The organism is Eikenella sp. HMSC071B05, from assembly GCF_001811325.1.
Classification (GTDB): domain Bacteria; phylum Pseudomonadota; class Gammaproteobacteria; order Burkholderiales; family Neisseriaceae; genus Eikenella; species Eikenella corrodens.
Genome location: NZ_KV804548.1, coordinates 95,423 through 115,856 on the forward strand (window position 1 = coordinate 95,423; position 20,434 = coordinate 115,856).

17 protein-coding genes are annotated in these 20,434 nt (G+C 55.7%); 5 read left to right on the plus strand and 12 right to left on the minus strand.

What is annotated here, in order from left to right; translation table 11 throughout:
• The first annotated feature begins 210 nt into the window (after positions 1–210).
• Positions 211–2,289: a phosphate acetyltransferase gene (gene pta / locus HMPREF2796_RS05350; protein ID WP_070631550.1), complete on the plus strand. Its 2,079-nt coding sequence runs from the start codon at positions 211–213 to the stop codon at positions 2,287–2,289.
• A gap of 81 nt (positions 2,290–2,370) precedes the next feature.
• Here pta and HMPREF2796_RS05355 read toward each other — a convergent pair whose 3' ends face one another.
• The 4 genes from HMPREF2796_RS05355 to ettA form a co-directional block, all read right to left on the minus strand.
• The gene (locus HMPREF2796_RS05355; RefSeq protein WP_070631551.1) at positions 2,371–3,174 is read right to left on the minus strand and encodes an outer membrane beta-barrel protein; all 804 of its coding nucleotides are present in this window, start codon (positions 3,172–3,174) and stop codon (positions 2,371–2,373) included.
• 309 nt (positions 3,175–3,483) lie between these two features.
• A complete protein-coding gene (gene galE, locus HMPREF2796_RS05360; RefSeq protein WP_070631553.1) occupies positions 3,484–4,503 on the minus strand; it encodes a UDP-glucose 4-epimerase GalE in 1,020 nt (339 codons plus the stop codon).
• Between the two features lie 108 nt (positions 4,504–4,611).
• Positions 4,612–5,952, minus strand: a complete 1,341-nt coding sequence (locus tag HMPREF2796_RS05365; RefSeq protein WP_070631555.1) for a deoxyguanosinetriphosphate triphosphohydrolase — start codon at positions 5,950–5,952, stop codon at positions 4,612–4,614.
• Between the two features lie 79 nt (positions 5,953–6,031).
• Positions 6,032–7,705 carry an energy-dependent translational throttle protein EttA gene (gene ettA, locus HMPREF2796_RS05370; protein WP_070631556.1) on the minus strand — a complete coding sequence of 558 codons (1,674 nt, stop codon included), beginning with the start codon at positions 7,703–7,705 and terminating at the stop codon, positions 6,032–6,034.
• Positions 7,706–7,995: 290 nt separating this feature from the next.
• On the opposite strand from ettA, the gene HMPREF2796_RS05375 reads away from it, so the two are divergent.
• The 4 genes from HMPREF2796_RS05375 (at position 7,996) to HMPREF2796_RS05390 (ending at position 10,953) form a co-directional block, all read left to right on the plus strand.
• Positions 7,996–8,634, plus strand: coding sequence for a DedA family protein (locus HMPREF2796_RS05375; RefSeq protein ID WP_070631558.1), 639 nt, complete (start codon positions 7,996–7,998; stop codon positions 8,632–8,634).
• 142 nt (positions 8,635–8,776) lie between these two features.
• Positions 8,777–9,760, plus strand: a complete 984-nt coding sequence (gene holB, locus HMPREF2796_RS05380) for a DNA polymerase III subunit delta' (protein ID WP_070631560.1) — start codon at positions 8,777–8,779, stop codon at positions 9,758–9,760.
• A 60-nt stretch (positions 9,761–9,820) separates the two neighbouring features.
• Complete coding sequence (locus HMPREF2796_RS05385; RefSeq protein ID WP_003824098.1) at positions 9,821–10,180, plus strand: PilZ domain-containing protein; 360 nt, start codon at positions 9,821–9,823, stop codon at positions 10,178–10,180.
• Between the two features lie 2 nt (positions 10,181–10,182).
• The gene (locus HMPREF2796_RS05390; RefSeq protein ID WP_070631564.1) at positions 10,183–10,953 is read left to right on the plus strand and encodes a TatD family hydrolase; all 771 of its coding nucleotides are present in this window, start codon (positions 10,183–10,185) and stop codon (positions 10,951–10,953) included.
• Between the two features lie 219 nt (positions 10,954–11,172).
• On the opposite strand, the gene aroA is transcribed toward HMPREF2796_RS05390, so the two are convergent.
• The 8 genes from aroA to HMPREF2796_RS05430 form a co-directional block, all read right to left on the minus strand.
• Positions 11,173–12,465, minus strand: coding sequence for a 3-phosphoshikimate 1-carboxyvinyltransferase (aroA, locus tag HMPREF2796_RS05395; RefSeq protein ID WP_070631566.1), 1,293 nt, complete (start codon positions 12,463–12,465; stop codon positions 11,173–11,175).
• Positions 12,466–12,635: 170 nt separating this feature from the next.
• Complete coding sequence (recN, locus tag HMPREF2796_RS05400; protein WP_070631568.1) at positions 12,636–14,300, minus strand: DNA repair protein RecN; 1,665 nt, start codon at positions 14,298–14,300, stop codon at positions 12,636–12,638.
• A gap of 109 nt (positions 14,301–14,409) precedes the next feature.
• Positions 14,410–15,852, minus strand: coding sequence for a signal recognition particle-docking protein FtsY (gene ftsY, locus HMPREF2796_RS05405; RefSeq protein WP_083308653.1), 1,443 nt, complete (start codon positions 15,850–15,852; stop codon positions 14,410–14,412).
• Between the two features lie 127 nt (positions 15,853–15,979).
• A complete protein-coding gene (locus tag HMPREF2796_RS05410) occupies positions 15,980–16,348 on the minus strand; it encodes a roadblock/LC7 domain-containing protein (RefSeq protein ID WP_064089949.1) in 369 nt (122 codons plus the stop codon).
• Between the two features lie 23 nt (positions 16,349–16,371).
• Entirely contained in the window at positions 16,372–17,031 is a 660-nt protein-coding gene (locus HMPREF2796_RS05415; protein WP_003824087.1) for a roadblock/LC7 domain-containing protein, read from the minus strand.
• A gap of 2 nt (positions 17,032–17,033) precedes the next feature.
• The gene (locus HMPREF2796_RS05420; protein ID WP_003824085.1) at positions 17,034–17,570 is read right to left on the minus strand and encodes a GTP-binding protein; all 537 of its coding nucleotides are present in this window, start codon (positions 17,568–17,570) and stop codon (positions 17,034–17,036) included.
• Positions 17,571–17,581: 11 nt separating this feature from the next.
• Positions 17,582–18,709: a hypothetical protein gene (locus HMPREF2796_RS05425; RefSeq protein ID WP_070631570.1), complete on the minus strand. Its 1,128-nt coding sequence runs from the start codon at positions 18,707–18,709 to the stop codon at positions 17,582–17,584.
• 3 nt (positions 18,710–18,712) lie between these two features.
• Entirely contained in the window at positions 18,713–20,221 is a 1,509-nt protein-coding gene (locus tag HMPREF2796_RS05430) for a hypothetical protein (RefSeq protein WP_070631571.1), read from the minus strand.
• Positions 20,222–20,434: the final 213 nt, after the last annotated feature.

Genomic DNA, 20,434 nt, shown 5'->3' on the forward strand with positions numbered 1-20,434 from the left:
TTTGTGTGAAAGGCTACCTGAAAACCAATTTTCAGGTAGCCTTGCGGCATAGCAGAAACGTGTATAAATCACACCCATCGCTTGCCGCTCCTGGTTAATAGTGCAACAATGCAGCCTGCAAAAAACAGCTCAGGCAGACGTCTGCCGGCCGCCTTGTTGATTTGGCCGTTTTACGCTGATTGATTAACCCCTTACCAAGAAAGAAGCCCTATGCCGAACTTCCTCCTCGTGCCCATCGGCACCAAAACCGGCCTCACCAGCATCTCGCTCGGCCTGCTGCGCGCCCTGCAACGTAGCGGCCGCCGTCCGGTGTACTACAAACCGGTATCGCACAAACCCACGCCTGCCGGTGACACCGAAGCCGCCATCGTGTTTGCCAACAAACTGTTCCACCTCAACCCGCCGCGTCCGCAGCCGCTCTCCAAAGTAGAAGAGCTGGTGGGCGCCGGGCGTGATGACGATTTGATCGAGCTGATGGTATCCGACTTCGACCAGGTTACCGCTGCCGAACACGACGTGGCTATTATTGAAGGCGTGGTGCCCGATAGCGAACGCGGTTTCCTCTCCAACAAAAACGCGCAAATCGCCGCCGCGCTCAACGCCAACGTGATCCTGGTGGCCGCCGCCGGCAACCACAGCGCCGAACAAGTGGCCGACCAAATCAACTTGGCCGCGCAGGAATATGCCAACAGCCATACCGATGTGGCCGGCTTCATCATCAACCGCTACCACGGCAACGACAGCAAAGCCTTTGCTGCCGAAGTGGCTGCCAAAGTGCGCAGTGGTATCCCCTGCATGGGCGTGCTGCCTTTCGCGCCAGAACAATCGCTGCGCCGAGTGGCCGACATTGCAGGCTACCTGAACGCCCAAGTGATTGCCGGGAAAGAATATTTGGGCAACCGCACCAAAGAAATCGTGGTGGCTGCGCAAAATGCCGCCCATATGCACCACCGCATCACTTCCGGCGCTCTGGTGATTACCCCCGGCGACCGTGAAGACATCCTGATGGCTGCTTCGCTGAAAATCCTCAGCGGCGTGCCGGTGGCCGGCCTGCTGCTCACCTGCGGCACCGCGCCTTCGCCTGCCGTACAGGGCATCATCAGCCCCGCACTGAGCCAAAACGTGCCGGTGCTGCTCACCGAACACGACACTTTCGCTACCGCCTACGCACTGGCTCACCAAGACCAAACCATCCCCGCCGACGACACCGAACGCATGGAAACCATGGTGGAATTCGTGGCTGAACATGTTGATGTGGAAGAACTCTGCCGCCACATCGGCCAGCCGCGCCAGCTGCTGATGTCGCCGCCCGCCTTCCGTTTCCGCATGATGGAGCAGGCGCGCGCCGCCAACCGCCGCATCGTATTGCCGGAAGGCGACGAGCCACGCACCGTGGAAGCCGCCGCCATCTGCCAAAGCAAAGGCATCGCCCGCTGCGTGCTCCTGGCCAAACCGGAAGCCGTGCGCGAAGTGGCCGCCAACCGTGGTATCACCCTACCTGAAGGCTTGGAAATCATCGATCCCGACACCATCCGCGAGCAATACGTTGCCCCGATGGTGGAACTGCGCAAAAACAAAGGCCTCACCCCCGGCTTGGCGCGCCAGGCGCTGGAAGACAGCGTCGTGCTCGGCACCATGATGCTGCAGCAAGACGACGTGGACGGCTTGGTATCCGGCGCGGTACACACCACCGCCAACACCATCCGCCCAGCCCTGCAGCTGATTAAAACCGCCCCCGGCGCCAGCCTAGTGTCCAGCGTGTTCTTCATGCTGATGCCCGAGCAGGTGTTCGTGTATGGCGACTGTGCCGTGAACCCCGAGCCGACCGCCGAAGAGCTGGCCGACATCGCCATCCAATCGGCCGAATCCGCCAAAGCCTTCGGCATCGATCCCAAAGTGGCCATGATTTCCTACTCCACCGGCACCTCCGGCAGCGGCGCCGATGTGGAAAAAGTGAAAGAAGCCACCCGCTTGGCGCAGGGAAAACGCCCCGATCTGCTCATCGACGGCCCGCTGCAATACGACGCCGCCAGTGTGCCCAGCGTAGGCCGCCAGAAAGCGCCCGATAGCAAAGTAGCCGGCCAAGCCAACGTGTTCGTTTTCCCCGACCTAAACACCGGCAACACCACCTACAAAGCCGTACAGCGCAGCGCCAACGTATTGAGCATCGGCCCCATGCTGCAAGGCCTGCGCAAACCAGTAAACGACCTCTCGCGCGGCGCATTGGTAGACGACATTGTCTACACCATCGCCCTTACCGCGATCCAGGCCGTGCAGATGGGCAAATAACTGCCCTGTTGGTTTGAAGCATCAAGCAAAAGGCTACCTGAAAACTTCAGGTAGCCTTTGTATTGCAGACAAATACAATGTTTAGAAACGCACGCCGCCTCGGATGCCGAAGCTGTGGCGGTTAGTTTTCGGCACTTCGATATTCTCACCTTCGTGGGTAAAGCTGGTGGCTTTATCCCGTGTGTAGCGGTAGTAGGGGCCGAAGGTAAGGCTGGTGCTTTCGCCCAGCTGTTTGTTCACGTCCACGCCTAGGCCGAGGCTGTAGTTGTTTTGTTTGTATTTACCATCGCTGGCATACTCAATCTGTGTATATTGCTCTTCCACTCGGCGGTGTAGGCTGACTTGGGCTTCAGTCCAGGGGGTAATGCTCCAGCCGCTGCCCAGTTGCTGCTCGTATTCCACCTGGGCTTTCAGATACAGATTGTTAGCACTGATATCGACAGAATCGTCATCGGGATCGATTCTGTGGTTACGCACATCGGTTTTGCCGTGGTTGTAGCCCAAACCACCACCCACGCGCAGACCGCCGTTTTTGAAGCCGGAGGGAGAGAACAAGTAGCCGGCATATACGTCTACATTATTGGTTTTGGCACCATTAATCACTTTCTCGCCATTAGCTTTCGCATCGGAATCAAGATACCGATAACCCAATTCGGCACGGATGGCATGCTGTTGTGCCAGCGGGATATCGGCGCGGCCTTGCAGGGTAACGCCGTCGCCGGAATATTTGAGCTGATCAATTTTGGCATTTTCGTGTGCGTAGCCGGCGGTTACGGTGTAGCGGCCGTCGTTGATAGGGTGCAACGGCACGCCCTCATCTGCGGGGGCAGCCTGAACAGCAGCAGATAAGGCCAATACGGCCAAGGCAATCAGGGTTTTTTGCATAATTTTCTCCGGTGTGGATGGAAAGAATACCGTGGAGGCAGTTTGCTGTATCCAACGGTGTAGATATTGCTGACAAAATCGGTTTAATGCTTTGAGTAAGCAATATTTTCGAGTGCATGATAAATCTTGGTCGAATTGAGCTTCAACTCTGAATGGACAAACCGTCCTATTTTTACTGCCCATCAGGCTTATCAACGTTCAGTGTAGCAAGATAGAGTATTGAAATTTAGCAAAATTAGCACATTATTCTTTTCAGGTAGCCTGTGTTGGATAAAGGCTACCTGAAAGTTTCAGGTAACCTCTCCGCCATCAATCTCCATATCCGTTCGGATTACCGCTTTGCCAGCGCCAAGAATCACGCATCATGTCGTCTAGGCTGCGTTCTGCATGCCAGTCCAGCTCAGCAGCGGCGCGGGCTGGATCGGCGTAGCATTCGGCAATGTCGCCCGCGCGGCGGGGTTTGATGGCATAGGGGATTTTTTTACCCGAGGCGGTTTCGAAGGCGCGGATGATGTCCAGCACGGACGAGCCTTTGCCGGTGCCGAGGTTGTAGATGTGCACGCCTGCTTCACGGCTTTTTTTATCGAGGGCGGCCACATGACCGAGCGCCAGATCGACAACGTGGATATAGTCGCGCACGCCGGTGCCATCGGGAGTGGGGTAGTCGTCGCCGAACACGGAAAGCTCGGCCAGTTTGCCTGCGGCCACTTGGCAAACGTAGGGCAGCAGGTTGTTCGGAATGCCGTTGGGCTGCTCACCGATGCGGCCGCTGGGGTGTGCGCCAATGGGGTTGAAATAGCGCAGCAGAATCACGCTCCATTCGGGGTCGGCCGTGTGGAGGTCGGCCATCATGCGCTCCATCATCTGCTTGGATGCGCCATAGGGATTGGTGGCTTCGCCGAGGGGGGCGGTTTCGGTAATCGGCACGGTATCCGGGTCGCCGTACACGGTGGCGGAGGAGCTGAACACGATGCTTTTCACGCCCGCGCGCTGCATTTCTTCCAGCAGGATAAGGCTGCCTGAAACGTTGTTGCTGTAATACTCAAGCGGTTTTTTCACGCTCTCGCCCACGGCTTTGAGGGCGGCGAAGTGGATGACGGATTGGATGGGGTGTTCGGCAAAAATGCGGCGCAACAATTCGCGGTCGCGGATGTCGCCCTGATAAAAGGCGGGAGTGTGCCCGGTGATTTCGGCGATGCGGCCGATAACTTGGGGCGAGGCGTTGCAGAGGTTATCGATAATCACCGGGCTATGACCGGCTTGGATAAGTTCAACTACGGTGTGCGAGCCGATAAAGCCGGCGCCGCCGGTAACGAGGATGGTGGACATGGAGTTTCTTTCTAGCTTTTGATGACAAAATATCGAGTTATATTTTAGCTTCGCGGAAGTTGGCTGCACTTATTTTCAGGTAGCCTTACATGATTGGCACATCAATCCTTACAGCATCCCAATCCCCGACACTTCCCGCGCCAGTCTAGCAGCAGCGTTGTCGGTCATGCCACCGACAAAATCGAGGATTTTCATGTAGGCGGTGTAAAGCGTGTCTTGTTCGTTCAATGGGTCGTCGCGCAGCAGCTCCAAGGCCAGCGATTGGCGGGTGCTGACGTGTGCTTTGGTGATGTAGGCGAAGGCAGCGGGTACGAGCAGGTTGAGAATCGAGCCGATACAGGGGAAGGCGGCGATTTCGGTAATCAGCTTGCTCTGGTGGCGGAACACGCGGGTGCGTGCCAGCTCTTTGGCCCGTTCCAGCGAATAGCGCACTTCGGGCGTGCACACGCTGAGCAGGTCTTTGCCTTGGAAGCTGCCGGCGAGCAGGTCGGCATGGTGCAGCATAAAGGTTTGCGCCATGTCGTCGATGGCGCGGCCGATGGCCATGCCGCGCAGCATGGCGCAACGCTGGCGGGCGGATTGCTCCGGCCAGAGTTTGTCGATGTGCACCATGCCCTGCAATACGTTTTCCACTTCGCGGTCGTCCAACAAGCCGAGCTCCACCGCATCTTCCAAATCCAGGAGCGCATAGCAGATGTCGTCTGCCGCCTCCATCAGGTAGGACAGGGGGTGGCGGCTCCAATGGTGTGCGGCGATTTCAGGTAGCCCCAATTCGGCGGCCACGCATTCGATAAATGGCAGCTCGGTTTGATAAATATTGAATTTTTTCAAACCCTGCGGTGCGGAAGTGGTCCAAGGATATTTGAGCAGCGCGCCAATAGAGGCGGCGGTGAGGCGCATGCCGCCGCGGTGCTGATACATTTCAAGATTGGCCAAAATGCGCAGGCTGTGGGCATTGCCTTCGTAGGTTTGCACGTCGCGCCGTTCGGCTTCGGCCAGGTGTTTCAGGTAGCCTGCGTGCTCGGGATTGCGGAACCAATCGCGCAATGCCTCTTCGCCGGTGTGGCCGAAAGGCGGGTTGCCCATATCGTGCGCCAGGCAGGCCACCTGCACCACAGCGCCGATATCGGATGGCGTATTCTCCGGCGGCAAGAAACCGCCCTTGGCCAGCATCACGCCCACGCGGTTGCCCAGGCTGCGCCCCACGCTAGCCACTTCCACGCTGTGGGTAAGGCGGTTGTGGGTGTGGTCGTGTTCGGCAAAGGGGTGTACCTGCGTTTTGCGCCCCAGCCGCCGGAACGAGCCGGAAAACACCACGCGGTCGTAATCGATGTGAAAATCGGTGCGCAGCGCATCCGCGCCTTCCTGGCTGGAGGGGGTAACGGTGGCTACCAGTTGGCCGTTCTCGGGCTTGAAGCGCTTGGTGCTGAGCAATTGCTGCCAGTTCATGTTTGTCCTTTGGTTTGGCTGGATAAATTGAGGCTACCTGAAAACTAAGCCTGCGGTTTTCAGGTAGCCTCTTTGCGCTTTAGCGGGTTACCGGTTTGTAGCGGATACGTTTCGGTTTCGCGCCCTCTTCGCCAAGTCGGCGTTTCTTGTCGGCTTCGTATTCCTGATAGTTGCCGTCGAAGAACACCCATTTCGAATCACCTTCGCAAGCCAGAATATGCGTGGCGATGCGGTCGAGGAACCAGCGGTCGTGCGAAATCACCATCACGCTGCCGGCAAATTCCAGCAATGCTTCTTCCAGCGCGCGCAGGGTTTCTACGTCGAGGTCGTTGGACGGTTCGTCCAGCAGCAACACATTGCCGCCGCTCAACAAGGTTTTTGCCAAGTGCAAACGCCCGCGTTCACCGCCGGAGAGCTGCCCCGCGATTTTGCTTTGGTCGCTGCCTTTGAAATTGAAGCGTCCCAAATATTGGCGTGCGGGGATTTCAAACTGTCCGACCTGCAAAATGTCGCGGCCTTCGGCGATGTTGTCGAACACGGTTTTGTCGTTTTGCAAACCTTCGCGGCTTTGGTCAATCAGGCTCATTTTCACGGTTTGCCCGATTTTCACTTCACCGGAATCAGGCTGCTCTTTGCCCGCAATCATTTTGAACAGCGTCGATTTACCCGCGCCGTTCGGACCGATGATGCCGACAATCGCACCCGCAGGCACTTTGAAGCTCAAATCGTCAATCAGCACTTTGTCGCCGAACGATTTGGAAACGTTCACAAATTCAATCACTTCATTACCCAAACGCTCGGCGACGGGAATGAAGATTTCCTGCGTTTCATTGCGTTTTTGGTATTCGTAGTTGCTCATTTCTTCAAAACGCGCCAAACGCGCTTTGGACTTGGCTTGGCGGCCTTTGGCATTCTGGCGCACCCATTCCAATTCCTGCTTCATCGCCTTCACGCGCGCAGCTTCGGATTTCGCCTCGTTTTCCAAGCGTTTTTCTTTCTGCTCCAGCCAAGACGAGTAATTGCCTTTCCACGGAATACCGTGGCCGCGGTCGAGTTCCAAAATCCATTCGGCGGCGTTGTCCAAGAAGTAGCGGTCGTGCGTTACCGCGACCACCGTGCCGGGGAAGCGCACGAGGAATTGCTCCAGCCATTCCACCGTTTCCGCATCCAAGTGGTTGGTCGGTTCGTCCAGCAGCAGCATGTCGGGCTTGCTCAACAAAAGTTTGCACAAAGCGACGCGGCGTTTTTCACCGCCGGACAGATTGCCGATTTTGGCATCCCATTCCGGCAGGCGCAGCGCATCGGCGGCGATTTCCAATTCGTGTTCCGCACCGCCGCCGGTTGACGAACCCGCCGCGATAATCGCTTCCAAGCGGCCCTGCTCTTCCGCCAGCGCATCAAAATCCGCATCAGGATTGGCGTACTCGGCATACACTTCTTCCAAACGTTTCTGCGCGGCGGCCACTTCGCCCAAGCCGCTTTCCACTTCCTGGCGCACGGTTTTTTCAGGATCAAGCTCCGGCTCTTGCGGCAGATAGCCGATTTTAATGCCGCTCATCGGCACGGCTTCGCCCTCAAACTCTTTATCCACGCCCGCCATAATCCGCAGCACGGTAGACTTACCCGCGCCATTCAAACCGAGCAGGCCGATTTTCGCGCCGGGGAAGAAAGAAAGGGAAATATCTTTAATGATGGTTTTCTGCGGCGGCACCACCTTGCTCACGCGCAGCATGGAATAGACGTATTGCGACATAACAACTCCTCGAAAATAGGGAAAACAGGCAAATGGGTAAATGCCGCCGATTCTAACCGAAAAAAGCATTTCAGGCAGCCGAAAGGCTACCTGAAAATACAGGTCGACTGCGTTTCTGAGAAAAAGAAATTTTTCAGGTAGCCTCTCTCCCCTCTTGAGGCTACCTGAAAACTGACATCATCTATCCGGCAGCAAAAAACGGCGTTTGCAGCCCGGTTTGCACACAGCCCTTTCAGCCCGCCCGCTCTTGCCTTACAATGCCGCCCGTTCTTTCTATTTGCGGTTTTCCCATGCTTGCCAGCCTGATTGATTTCATCCTGCATATCGACCAACACCTCATCGAGCTCACCCAAACCTACGGCCTGTGGATTTACGCCATCCTGTTTCTCATCGTGTTTTGCGAAACCGGGCTGGTGGTTACGCCCTTTCTGCCGGGCGATTCGCTCTTGTTTGCTGCCGGCGCGGTGGCGGCGCTGGGCGGGATGAATGTGCATATCGCGGCCGCGCTGCTCTTGGCGGCGGCGGTAATCGGCGATGCGATAAACTTCGCCATCGGCAAGTATTTCGGCAAAAAGCTGTTTGCCAAACCGGATTCGCGCGTGTTCAAACGCGAGTATCTGGATAAAACCCATGCTTTCTACGAAAAATACGGCGGCAAAACGATTATTCTGGCGCGGTTCGTGCCGATTGTGCGCACCTTTGCGCCCTTTGTGGCGGGCATGGGCAATATGCATTACGGCCGCTTTATCCGCTACAATATCATCGGCGCGCTGATGTGGGTGGGGCTGCTCACTTATGCGGGCTACTTCTTCGGCGAGCTGCCGGTGGTGAAAAATAATTTCGGCTTGGTGGTGATCGGCATTCTCGTAGTATCCGTGCTGCCGATGGCGGTGGAAATCGCCAAGGCTAAGTGGGGGAAGAAGGCTTAGTGTGCTGCTCCTGCTTCGTTTTCAGGTAGCCTCTTGCTATAGCGGATTAACATGGCGGCGAACCCACGCCGTAGCAGTCTTATTTTCATTTATTCTATTTTTAAACGGCCAATCTTTTTTCAGGTAGCCTTCACGTTTTCCTATGATTTATCCTTGGCATGAATCCGCTTGGCGGCAGTTGGCTGCCCAATGGGGCAACCGCCCCAACGCTTGGTTGCTTACAGGCCGGCGCGATACCGGCAAAACCGCGTTTGCCCGCCATCTAGCACAGGCGCTGCTGTGCGAACAGCCGCAGGCCGAACACCAGCCTTGCGGCAGCTGCCCTTCGTGCCACCTGTTCGCCCAAGGCAGCCATCCGGACTACTATGAACTCGCGCCCGAGCTGCCCACCGAAGGCGAAAGCGCGCGCAAGCTGCTGCAAATCAAAATCGACGCCGTGCGCGCCGTGCTATCGCCGCTGCTGCAAAGCTCCGTGCGCGGCGGGCTGCGTGTGGTGCTGGTGCAGCCAGCGGAAACCATGAATACCCAAGCCGCCAACGCGCTGTTGAAAATGCTGGAAGAACCGCCCGCATCGGTGGTATTCCTTTTGGTAACCCACAACAAAGACCGCCTGCTGCCCACCATTAAAAGCCGCTGCCGCCCCTTCCTACTGCCCGACCCAAGCGCCGAAGAAGCCTTAGGCTACCTGAAAACGCAAAACACCCCTCAAGCCGAAGCCCTGCTTGCCTTTCACAGCGGCGCCCCGCTGTTTGCAGCCGAGCCGGAGCAAGACACGATGCGCGAAGAGCTGTGCCAACTGCTGGCTAAACCGCGCCTGTTGGCCATGCTGGATTACGCCGCCGTCTTCGACAAACAAAAATGGCCGCTGGCCGTGTTTCTCGACTGGCTGCACAAATGGCTGACCGACACTGCGCTCGCCCAACAAAACCTGCCCCCGCTCTACTACCCGCAACACCAAGCCGCCATTTTTCAGGTAGCCTCCCGCACCCAGGGGACAACCTTATTCCAACTGGTACACACCCTAAACCGCCTCAGCCCTTACGGCCGGCACACCTTAAGTGTTAGAATGCAGATTGAAAATTTGCTAACCAACTACCTTGCTTTCTGGCAAAACAAACCGCTTTAAGAAAACAAGCCCGTTATTTATTTTGTATAAACGTTACTTACTTAAAACAAGGAAATACCCATGAGCACACCCGCCGACAGCGCCCCCGGCCGCATGATGAGCGTCAGCCTCAAAGACAAACCCATCGCCTACTACAGCTACATGCCATTTCTGGAGCATGGCGGCATTTTTGTGCCCACCAACGACGAATTCAAAATGGGCGAAGAAGTGCTGTTGGTATTGGAACTGTTTGACAATCCGGAAAAATTCTTCCTACGCACCCGCGTAGTGTGGATCAACCTCAGCCGTACCACCAACGGTCAGCCGCAAGGCGTGGGCCTCGCTTTCGGCGACGACGAAACCGGCATCAAATGTAAAAACTACATCGAAGACCAACTGCCCGGCCTGGTGCACACCGACCGCGCCACCTACACCATGTAGCCATGCTGATCGATTCGCACTGCCACCTCAACTTCCCCGACCTCGCCCAAAGGCTACCTGAAGTCCTCGCCAACATGGCCGAGGCCGGCGTGGATAAAGCCATCGCCATCAGCGTGAGCCGGCAGAGCTTCGAAGAAGTGCACGCCATCGCCCAAAATCACCCCAACATCTACGCCACAGTCGGCATCCACCCCGACGACCCGGAAGCCGAAGAATTCAGCCTGGAAGAACTGCTGGAACGCGCCGCCCGGCCCAAAGTGGTGGCCATCGGCGAAACCGGCCTGGATTATCATTGGTGCAAAGGCGATCTGGCCTGGCAGCACCAACGTTTCATCCTGCACATCGAAGCTGCCAACCGCAGCGGCCTGCCGCTTGTCGTCCATACCCGCGATGCCGCCGCCGATACCATGCGGCTGCTGCGCGAACACCAAGCCCACGCCGGCGTTATCCACTGTTTCACCGAAGACGTCCATGCCGCCAAACTGGCCTTGGATTTAGGCTTCTACATCTCATTCTCCGGCATCGTCACCTTCAAAAACGCCACCGCCATCCAAGAAGCCGCCCGCTACGTGCCGCTCGACAGGCTGCTGGTGGAAACCGACGCCCCCTACCTCGCGCCCGTGCCCAAACGCGGTAAGCCCAACGAACCGGCCTACGTCAGCCACACCGCCGCCTTCGTTGCCCAACTGCGCGGCGACAGCTTGGAAAACATCGCCCAAGCCACCACCGCCAACTGCCTGCGGCTATTCAACAAAATCAACACTGCGGCTTGAGGTCTGTTGGGTACACACAGCTTCTGCTAAGAGTCTGTCCCTTTCGTACGTTAAAAGGCTATCTGAAAATTTTCAGGTAGCCTTTTAACATTGCAGAGAGCAGGCCAAGCATTTATACCAAACCAGCTGCCACTTAATGCCAATTTCTTCCATTCAGCCAAAGCATAAAAACAGATTGCTCACGCTTGGCTGATAGCTCATCTTCCCTTATGCAGCCTCTCACGCCCGCATAGATTCAAACAATCGGAAATAATCGGGAAAGGTTTTATTCACGCATTGCGGGTCGTTGATATACACCGGCACGCCGAGCAGGGAAACCAGCGAGAAGCACATGGCCATGCGGTGGTCGTCGTAGGTGTCGATGCGGGCGTTGGCAGCTAGGCGGGGCGGCGGGGTGATGTGGATGGCTTCAGCTTCCTCTTCCACCCGTGCGCCGAGTTTGCGCAGTTCGGCGGCCATAGCGGCGATGCGGTCAGTTTCTTTCACGCGCCATGAGCCGATATTGCGCAGGCTGCAACGCGCACCGGAAGCAAGTGCCACCACGGCCAGGGTCATTGCCGCATCGGGGATGTGGTTGGCATCCAAATCGAAGGGGCGGATGCGCTGGCTGGGGCGGCGGGCTACCTGAATATAATTTTCGCCCCATTCCACGGCGGCGCCGATTTTTTCCAGCTCGGCGGCAAACGCGGTGTCGCCCTGGATGCTGTGCCGACCGATGCCATTCACGCGCACAGGGGCGGCGGCAAGCAGGCCGGCGGCGAGGAAATAGGACGCTCCAGAGGCATCGCCTTCCACATGGAGAGTAGCCGGGGCGTGGTAACGGGCTGTTTCAGGTAGCCTGAACAGACGGTGGCTGTCGTGGGCTACCTGAACGCCGAATTGCGCCATCAGTTTGAGCGTGATGTCGATATAGGGTTTGGAAATCAGCTCGCCCTGCACTTCGATTTCGTGCGCCTGGCCGGTGAGCGGCAGCGCCATCAAAAGGGCGGTGAGGAATTGGCTGGACACATTGCCGCGCACGGCAATGTGGCTCTGGCCGCCGGCCTGCCGCTCACCGATGTGTAGCGGCGGATAGCCTTTCCGGCCTTCGTAGCGGATGTCGGCTCCGGCTTGGTGCAGGGCATCGACCAGATCGCCGATGGGGCGTTCGTGCATCCGGGCCACGCCGTGCAGGCGGTAATCGCCGCCAAGCAAGGCCAGTGCGGCGGTGAGCGGGCGGAAGGCGGTGCCGGCGTTGCCGAGGAACAAATCGGCCTGCCGCCGTGGGAAACGGCCGCCGCAGCCGTGCACGGTGTAACTGCCGCCTCCATGATGTTCGATGCGAACGCCGAGACTTTGCAGCGCGGCGAGCATGTGGCGGGTATCATCGGCATCGAGCAGGTTTTCAATGCGGCAAGCGTTGTCGGACAGGGCGGCCAACAGCAGGGTGCGGTTGCTGATGCTTTTGGAGCCGGGCAGCGTGATGGCGGCGGGGCGCAGGCGGGCGGCGGGGAGGTAGAGGGAATCGGTCATGATGGGATGGGCTTGAAATAGGGAGGGAGGATGGCTGCAAACAGGCAGCGGGTTTTATGCCGGAATGGCTGCTTTCAGGTAGCCTTTCGTGTTTGCGGGCTACCTGAAATTTTGGCTGGTTTAGTTTTCAGGTAGCCTGAAACCCAGAAAGGCTACCTGAAACAACCGCCCTACTCTGCTGCCGCCATTTCCAGCATTTCGGCGGCATGACGGCGGGTGGTGTCGGTGAGGGTTTCGCCGCCGAGCATGCGGGCGATTTCTTCGATGCGCGCACTGCCTTCGAGCTCGCGAATGGTGCTCACGGTTTGGCCGCCGCCGCTGTGTTTGCTTACCTGCCAATGCTGTGCGCCACAGGCGGCCACTTGTGGCAGGTGGGTAACGGCGAGCACTTGGTGCTGCCGCCCCAACGTGCGCAGGGCGCGGCCGACGGTTTCGGCCACGCCGCCGCCGATGCCGCTGTCTACTTCGTCAAAAATCAGGGTGGGAATCTGCGTGTATTGGCTGGCGGTGACCTGCAGGGCCAGGCTGATGCGGGCCAGTTCGCCGCCGGAAGCGACTTTGTTCAACGGCCGCAAGGGGCTGCCTTGGTTGGCGGCTACCTGAAACTGCACCTGCTCCAGCCCGTATGCCTGCGCTTCGCACGGAATGAGCTCGATGTGAAAACGTGCGCCGCGCATGGAAAGCTGCTGCATATGTTCAGTGGTTTCTTCGGCCAGTTTGGCGGCGGCCTGCTGCCTTTGGGCGGATAGCTCGCGCGCGGGCTGCAAATAGGCGGCTTCGGCCAGGCGCACCTGTTCGCGCAGGGCTTCGATGTCGGCGGCGGCTTCGGAATCGGCCAAATCCTGCTGCAGCTGTGCCAGGCGGGCAGGCAGCTCTTCGGGCTCGATGCGGTGGCGGCGGGCGGCAGACATCAGTTCGGCCATGCGCTCTTCCTGCGCGGCCAATTCGGCGGGGTTGATTTCGGCACGGGCGGCCACGCTGTGCATGTGGCTGCTGATTTCGCCCAACTCGGCTTCGATACTATCCAGCATTTCCAGGCTTTCGGCAAAACGCGGTTCGATGCCGGAGAGACTTTCCAGCTGGCGTCGGCAGCGCCCGGCCAGGCTGTGCAGGCCGTTGTCGCCGTCGATGTGGGCGGCCACTTCTTCGGCAGCCTGCAACAATTCGGCAGCGTGCGCCAAGCTGTCGTAGCTTTGCGAAAGCTGCGCCCATTCCCCTTCCACCGGGGCGAGTTTTTCCATTTCGCCCACCTGCCAGGCCAGCCGTTCGCGCTCTTCGGCCAAACGTTCGCCCTCGGCCTCGGCCATAGCCAAATTCTCCTGCGCCTGCCGCCATTGCCGATAAGCGGCTTGCACTTGCTCGGCCAATGGTTTGCTGCCGGCAAAAGCATCCAGCAGATCGCGCTGCACGGCTTCGCTGTTGAGCGAGTGGTGCGCGCTTTGGCCGTGGATGTCCACCAGGCGGCTGCCGATTTGGCGCAGTTGGGCCAGGGTGGCGGCCTGATTATTGATGAAGCTGCGGCTGCGGCCTTTGCTGTCGATGGTGCGGCGGATGGAAAGCTCGACCTCGTCTGTACCAAGCAGGCCTTGTTCGCAGAGTTCGGCGCGCAATGTGGGCAGGCCGCTCAAATCGAACAGGGCAGACAGCTGCGCTTCGGGGCAGCCATGGCGGATTTGGCTGTAGTCGGCCTTGTCGCCAAGCAGCAGGCTGAGCGCATCGAGCGTAATGGATTTGCCGGCACCGGTTTCACCAGTGAGCACGGTAAAGCCAGATTGGAAATCCAAATGGAGTTGCTCAACAATCACAAAATCTCGCAAAGAGAGGGCAAGCAGCATGGTGTTCTCGAAAGGAAAGGGTGAAGCGGATTATATAACAGGCTACCTGAAAACCGAGAGGCTACCTGAAAACGGTTTTTCAGGTAGCCTTTTGCTGTGCATAGTGGGATTACAGCAATGCGTCCACAAACTCGCGGGCGTTGAACGGGCGCAAATCGTCGATGCCTTCGCCTACGCCGATAAAGCGCACCGGCACGGGGCGACGGCTAGCCAGCGCAGCCAGCACGCCGCCTTTGGCTGTACCGTCGAGCTTGGTCACGATGAGGCCGGTGAGCCCCAGCGCGTCATCGAAGGCAATCACTTGGTTCACGGCGTTTTGGCCGATATTGGCATCCAGCACCACCACGATTTCGTGCGGCGCGTCGGGTATGGATTTCTGCAACACGCGCTTCACTTTTTTGATTTCTTCCATCAAATGGGTTTGCGTGGGCAGACGGCCGGCGGTGTCGGCCAGCACGATGTCGATACCGCGCGCCTTGGCGGCTTCCACGGCATCAAAGCAGACGGCGGCAGAATCGCCGGAAGCTTGGGAAATCACGGTAACGCCGTTGCGCTCGCCCCATTCGGCCAGCTGCTCGCGGGCAGCGGCACGGAAAGTGTCGCCGGCAGCCAGCAGCACGCTTTTGCCCTGGGCTTGGAAATATTTAGCCAGCTTGCCGATGGAAGTGGTTTTGCCCGCGCCGTTGATGCCGGCGAGCATAATCACAAACGGCCGTTTGTCTGCGGGCAAGGTCAGCGGCTGCTCCAACGGTTTAATCAGCTCGTAGATGGCTTCTTTCAATGCGCCGCGCAGTTCTTCGCCATCTTTCAGGCCGCGCAGGCTCACGCGCTGGCGCACTTCTTCCATCAGATGCTCAGTGGCTTCGATGCCCATATCGCTGGTGAGCAGCACGGTTTCCAGCTCTTCATACAAGTCTTCGTCTATCTTGCCGCCACCAAACACGCCGGCCAGCGACTTGGCCATCTGCTGGCGCGATTTGCTCAAGCCTTGCTTGAGTCGGGCGGCCCAGCCAAGCGAAGCTGGCTGCTCTGGAGCTAGCTCGATAGCAGCTTGGTCGATGTCGGTGCTTAATGGAGCAACTGATTCCGCCGCTGCTGGTTCACTGGATGCTGGCTCGTTGCTTGCCTGAGCGTTAGAGTCGCGTTCATCAACTAAAGCAGCTACTTCAGCTGTGGCAACAGATGTTTCGCCCGTTGCTTGTTCTGCCACTTCCATCGCAGGCACGGCATCAGTGATTTCATCTGCCTGTGTTTCAACAGGGGGGCGTCCCGCCAAAACTTCCGGTTGTGCGGGCGCTGCTTCAGCATCTGCTACTTCTGTGCTTGCGGGCTCGTATGCCGATGTTTCGGTAGCTAAATCAGTTAACCCCGACTCGGCCACAGCAACTTCTGCAGCAGGCGTTTGGGCGGCGGCTTGCTCTGTTGTTTCTGAGGCAGCTTGTGCCGCAACCTCATCGGTTTGCACGACTTCTTCAGCAGCTTGTACTGATTCGGCATCCTGTTGCGGGACTGTGGGTTGCGCTTTGCGCTTTCTAAAAAATCCAAATACCATCTGGTTGGTTATACTCCATAAACAAACCGGTTTACCAACCGGCAATGGAACAAAGGCTACCTGAAACAGATTGGCTGTATTTTCAGGTAGCCTGGCGTGCGGCACTCAGTGCGTATTGGAGAGGCGTTTAGCTGCTTTCCAAATCCACAATGCTGCGAGCTGCACGGCGGGCGTCGAGCAGAATCAGGCCCAATTTAGCGCTTTCGCGGGCGGTTACTACCAATACGGTATCTTCACCGGCCTGAATCAGCAGGATATAGCCATCAGTGCCTTTCACAATCACCTGCTCCAATTCGCCACACAGCAGCTCTTTGGTGGTACGGTTACCCAAGGCCAGCAGAGCGGCAGACATCGCACCCACGCGATCCGGGTCAATATTGGCCTGGAGCATAGAAGCAATCGGCAAACCGTCACTAGAAATAACGGCGGAAGCGGTAATATCAACAGACGAACTGTTCAAATCGCTCAATACGGAAGAAACTAATTGTTGTTGCATATCGTGTTTTCCCAATAATTTAATCAGAATGTTTCAATTTGGTTCGCAGAATCAACGATTTGATACAGCGCCCGCACCAAAGATACAAATTCATCTTTATGCAGCTGCGGCACGCCGCCGGTCACCAGGATAAATTTCAAATCACCGATATACAGCGGGAAGAAGGTCAGCTCACTCTGTCCTGACGGATCGCAAATGCCCACCGCGTTGTGGTAGATGTTCAGGTTATTCTTAATCAGAAGACTGTGCTGTTCATACAAACGCACGGCTTCACTAGCCAGCACAGCGATTTCTTCGGCAGCTTCGTGGTTGAAACCGGAGCTGGAGAAATAGAAACCGTCTTGATCCACCAACAATGCTTTTTGCACATCAGAAAGGTGCATCAGGATATTGGGCAGACCAGTGCCGCTGAGCAAATCTGTTTTCTTGTCCGGCTCGTCTTCGCCATACAAAAATTCCAAACGCTGCATGCGATACAACAAGTTGAGTGCAGCATCAATATCGTTGGTTTGCGCCCAGCGCAATACGTTTTCGCGGCTAACGGTTTCCTGCTCACCGGCTTGCAAAATGCCGCCCAGCAGAGTACGGCTAGCGCTTTGGCCTTTATTGGAAACCGCATAATATGCGCCGGCAGGAGTTACTCGTGGGTATAGATTAGGCTGCAAAAGTAGTGTCGAATCCATTTTTATACCTCTAGACCAGGATCAATTGAATACAGCATAGCTGTAACCAGCTGTTTCACATCGTTTTCATTACGAGCATCAATTTCAAATACTGGCACGTTCATGCCGTATTGCAACAGATATTTCTGGTATACCTCGATACCCGGCGTGGCTTTCAAATCCATCTTGGTTACACCAACAACCACAGGGGCGGTTTTGAGCAAATCGCTGAATGAATCCAAGAAGAACTTCAGATCTTTCAAAGGATTGGAACGGGTATTATCCAGCAACAACACCAAGCCCATACTACCCTGACTCAGAATATCCCACATAAAATCAAAGCGTTCCTGCCCAGGCGTACCGTACAAATGCACTTTGGTTTTTTCATCCAAATGAATCACGCCGTAGTCCATGGCCACGGTGGTGTGGCTTTTCATGGAGGTCGTCATATCAGATGCACGGGCATCGGTCTTGATCGGCGGGTCGTCCGACAGTGCAGCAATAGCGGTAGTTTTCCCCACGCCGACCGGGCCTGTAAAAATAATCTTATTCTCTGCCATGTTATATTCCTTTATCGGCCAATAATTTTATTCATCAAACGTTGCAGCAGTCCGCGCTGTTTCGGTACTTCTTCGTCGCCATTATCTTCATGCGCTCTGGCATGAACTCTCTCCGGACGCTGTATAGTTTGCGTTTGGGCGGCAGCCCTAACTTGCCCTGCTCCAGTAGTTTGAGGCTCAGCTTGTCCAGCTGATTCCACAATCAGATGGTCGGTAACATAGACTGCAGTAAGATAATCAGCCAAATCTTTGTTATCGATAAGCATCAGCTTGTGTAGGATAGTCAGGCTACCTGAAGCCTTGGTTAAGAAGGCAGATAGGCGCATTGATTCGGCAAGCGGTGCCAAACGAGTCAGGTTTGGCCAGTTGCGAACTTTGAATACTGTATTTTTGTTGATGACTTTGGGGAAACGGCCATTACCTGTCCAAATAGCCAGCTGCCACAAGCAAGCGCTGATGGAGAGTTTAGCCTTAGCCTTCAAATGTTCTTCTGTGATTACTCGTGTCTGCAAATCAACAAACTTTTGCTCACACAAAGATTGGAGTGTTTCAGAATCGGTTGCCAGCAATACTTTCTGAACAGAAGGGAACACCAACAGCACAGGCTTACCATTGTGCATTACTGCCACATCGTTATCCTGCTTGGCTGCTTTGCGCACTTCGCCCAACAAGCCGCTGTCTTCATCAAAATGTTCGATGGTAATATTGGCTGAATGAGATTGTGTGGCTGCCGGTTCAGTCTCTTGTATTGCCTGTCTAGAAACAGGAGCCGCTGAGCTGCCACTACTACTAGCTACCCAAATACCATTACCCTGTTGCAAGTTCTTCAAGTTCAAAAACAGAGTATCAAACTTAATTGGTTTGGCCAAATAAGGAGCGGTTACCGGAGGCGGAGAACTGGAGAAATACACCACTTTCGCATCTGGAAACTGGTTTTTCGCATCTTTCCAAATCTCTACATCGGTATCGGCATCGGCCAATACCATATCCGGCTGAATGCCCTGCTCCATCGTAACCAGTTCATAATTGGTGATGCCGTGCATTTTGAATGCCATGCGGAACATCGCATATTGGCGCTCATCCATGCCCAACAGCATAATGTGAACCGTCTTCACTTGGGGGATTGCGTTATTAGTCATTTATTATGTCCGAACAGAACCGTAGTTGATTTTTTGTAGCAACTGGCTCATTGCCAATACTACCTCCTCTGGCGGATGCTGGATATTGGCACGTATCTTATGCAATACCTGCTCCAAGCGCTCCCACTCTTCCGCACGTTCGCAAATATCGAACAGCGTGATATACAGCTGCGATTCGCTGGGGTATTCCAAAATCGATTCTTCCAGCAAATTCATTGCTTCATCCAACTGACCGTACATCAATAACGATTCGACATCACGCAACACTTTTTCTGCCGGCGTCTGTTTTACGCTGACATCATCAGTACGTGTTCTAATAAGGGGTTTGCGGTGCGCTTTTTGGGTACTAGTGCCACGATCCAAGAAACCGTTGGCAATCCCGATTTCGCGCAATTGAGCCTCATTCGGATTAGCTTCCAACTGAGTAAAGATAGGGTGTTCACCCAAGTTGAGACCCCAGCCCAGCATCCTTTCCTTCACTTGGCGGCCATACTGGCCTAATGTGTAGTAGAGCTGCCAAAGATGTTGGGCAAATCGGTCGATATTTTGATTTTTATAATCCAAACTCAGCGCATCAATAATCAATGCAGCCGGTTTGTTAGCCTGGCGGATGGCCTTATTGGCATAGCTGACTGCCGCATCATAGGCCAATCCATCCTTCATCAGGCGATAGCCTGACTCAGGCTCCATAAAGCCCATCAGAGCGGCTTTTTCTTCATCGTGCACAAGAATAGCACCAGCATATTTGGAGTTGGTCACCAACTCCTTGCGAGTCTTGACTGACGCCAAATCTGCCACTTTCTGCTCGTTCTCGGCTTCTGCAACTGCACGACGGCTTTTCTGCTTGGTCTGCTTGCTTTGTGCCGGAGCATCCAATCCGTTGCGTTCGCCGATTTCGGCAGAGGTTTGCTGCACACCCCAGCCCAGCACTTCTTCAGCCAACACGCGTAGATTAAGGTTGTTTTTATCGACAGCCAAACCTTGTTTGATATAGTCCTCAGTTTGTGCTTTGGTGAGTAGGTTGCCGAACTGGCGCAAAGTTTCAGCCAACTCGTCCGGCTTTTTAGCATCTAGCCACAATTGCACCAACTCATTAACCAAAGTGCTGCGCATACCGTCGCTCACTGCTGCCGAGCCGGAAGTTAGATATTGAGACAGCGATTCGGCTGCTTTTTCATGGTAACCGAATTGCTTATAGACTTTATATTCCGTGAGTGCATCAACTTCCTGCGCCACATTGACTGCTGCTGCTTCCGCCTCCACATCAGGCACAGCTTCCCAACCCCAGTCTTCACTCACCTCAATCTCTTCAGGCTCAGATGGCGAAACTGCTGCAGCCTGGCGAACAGCTGCCGGCGCTGACTTTTTGCTAGCTGATCGGGCAGCAGCGCGTTTACCTCTGCCTTTTTTCTCTTCATCAACAGCGGCTTTTGCCTGTTGTTTTTGGCGGCGCTGCACAAAAATCAAGCCTGCCAAAACCACCAATAGCGGAACTAGAATCGTCAGATCCATTTATCCCACCCTCCCTAAACATAATTGAATGAAAATATTCATCCTACTTCTCTTAACATCTTTCCAAACACAAATGTTGGAAATTTAGCCTAAAGTATATATTAATTTACACGTTTTATTCAAACGGATTAATGAAACTCTCCGCCAAAAAGAAAGAGATTGCACACTAACGACATATCTTTTTCTTCACCCAGCAGGTAATAATTGATGGAA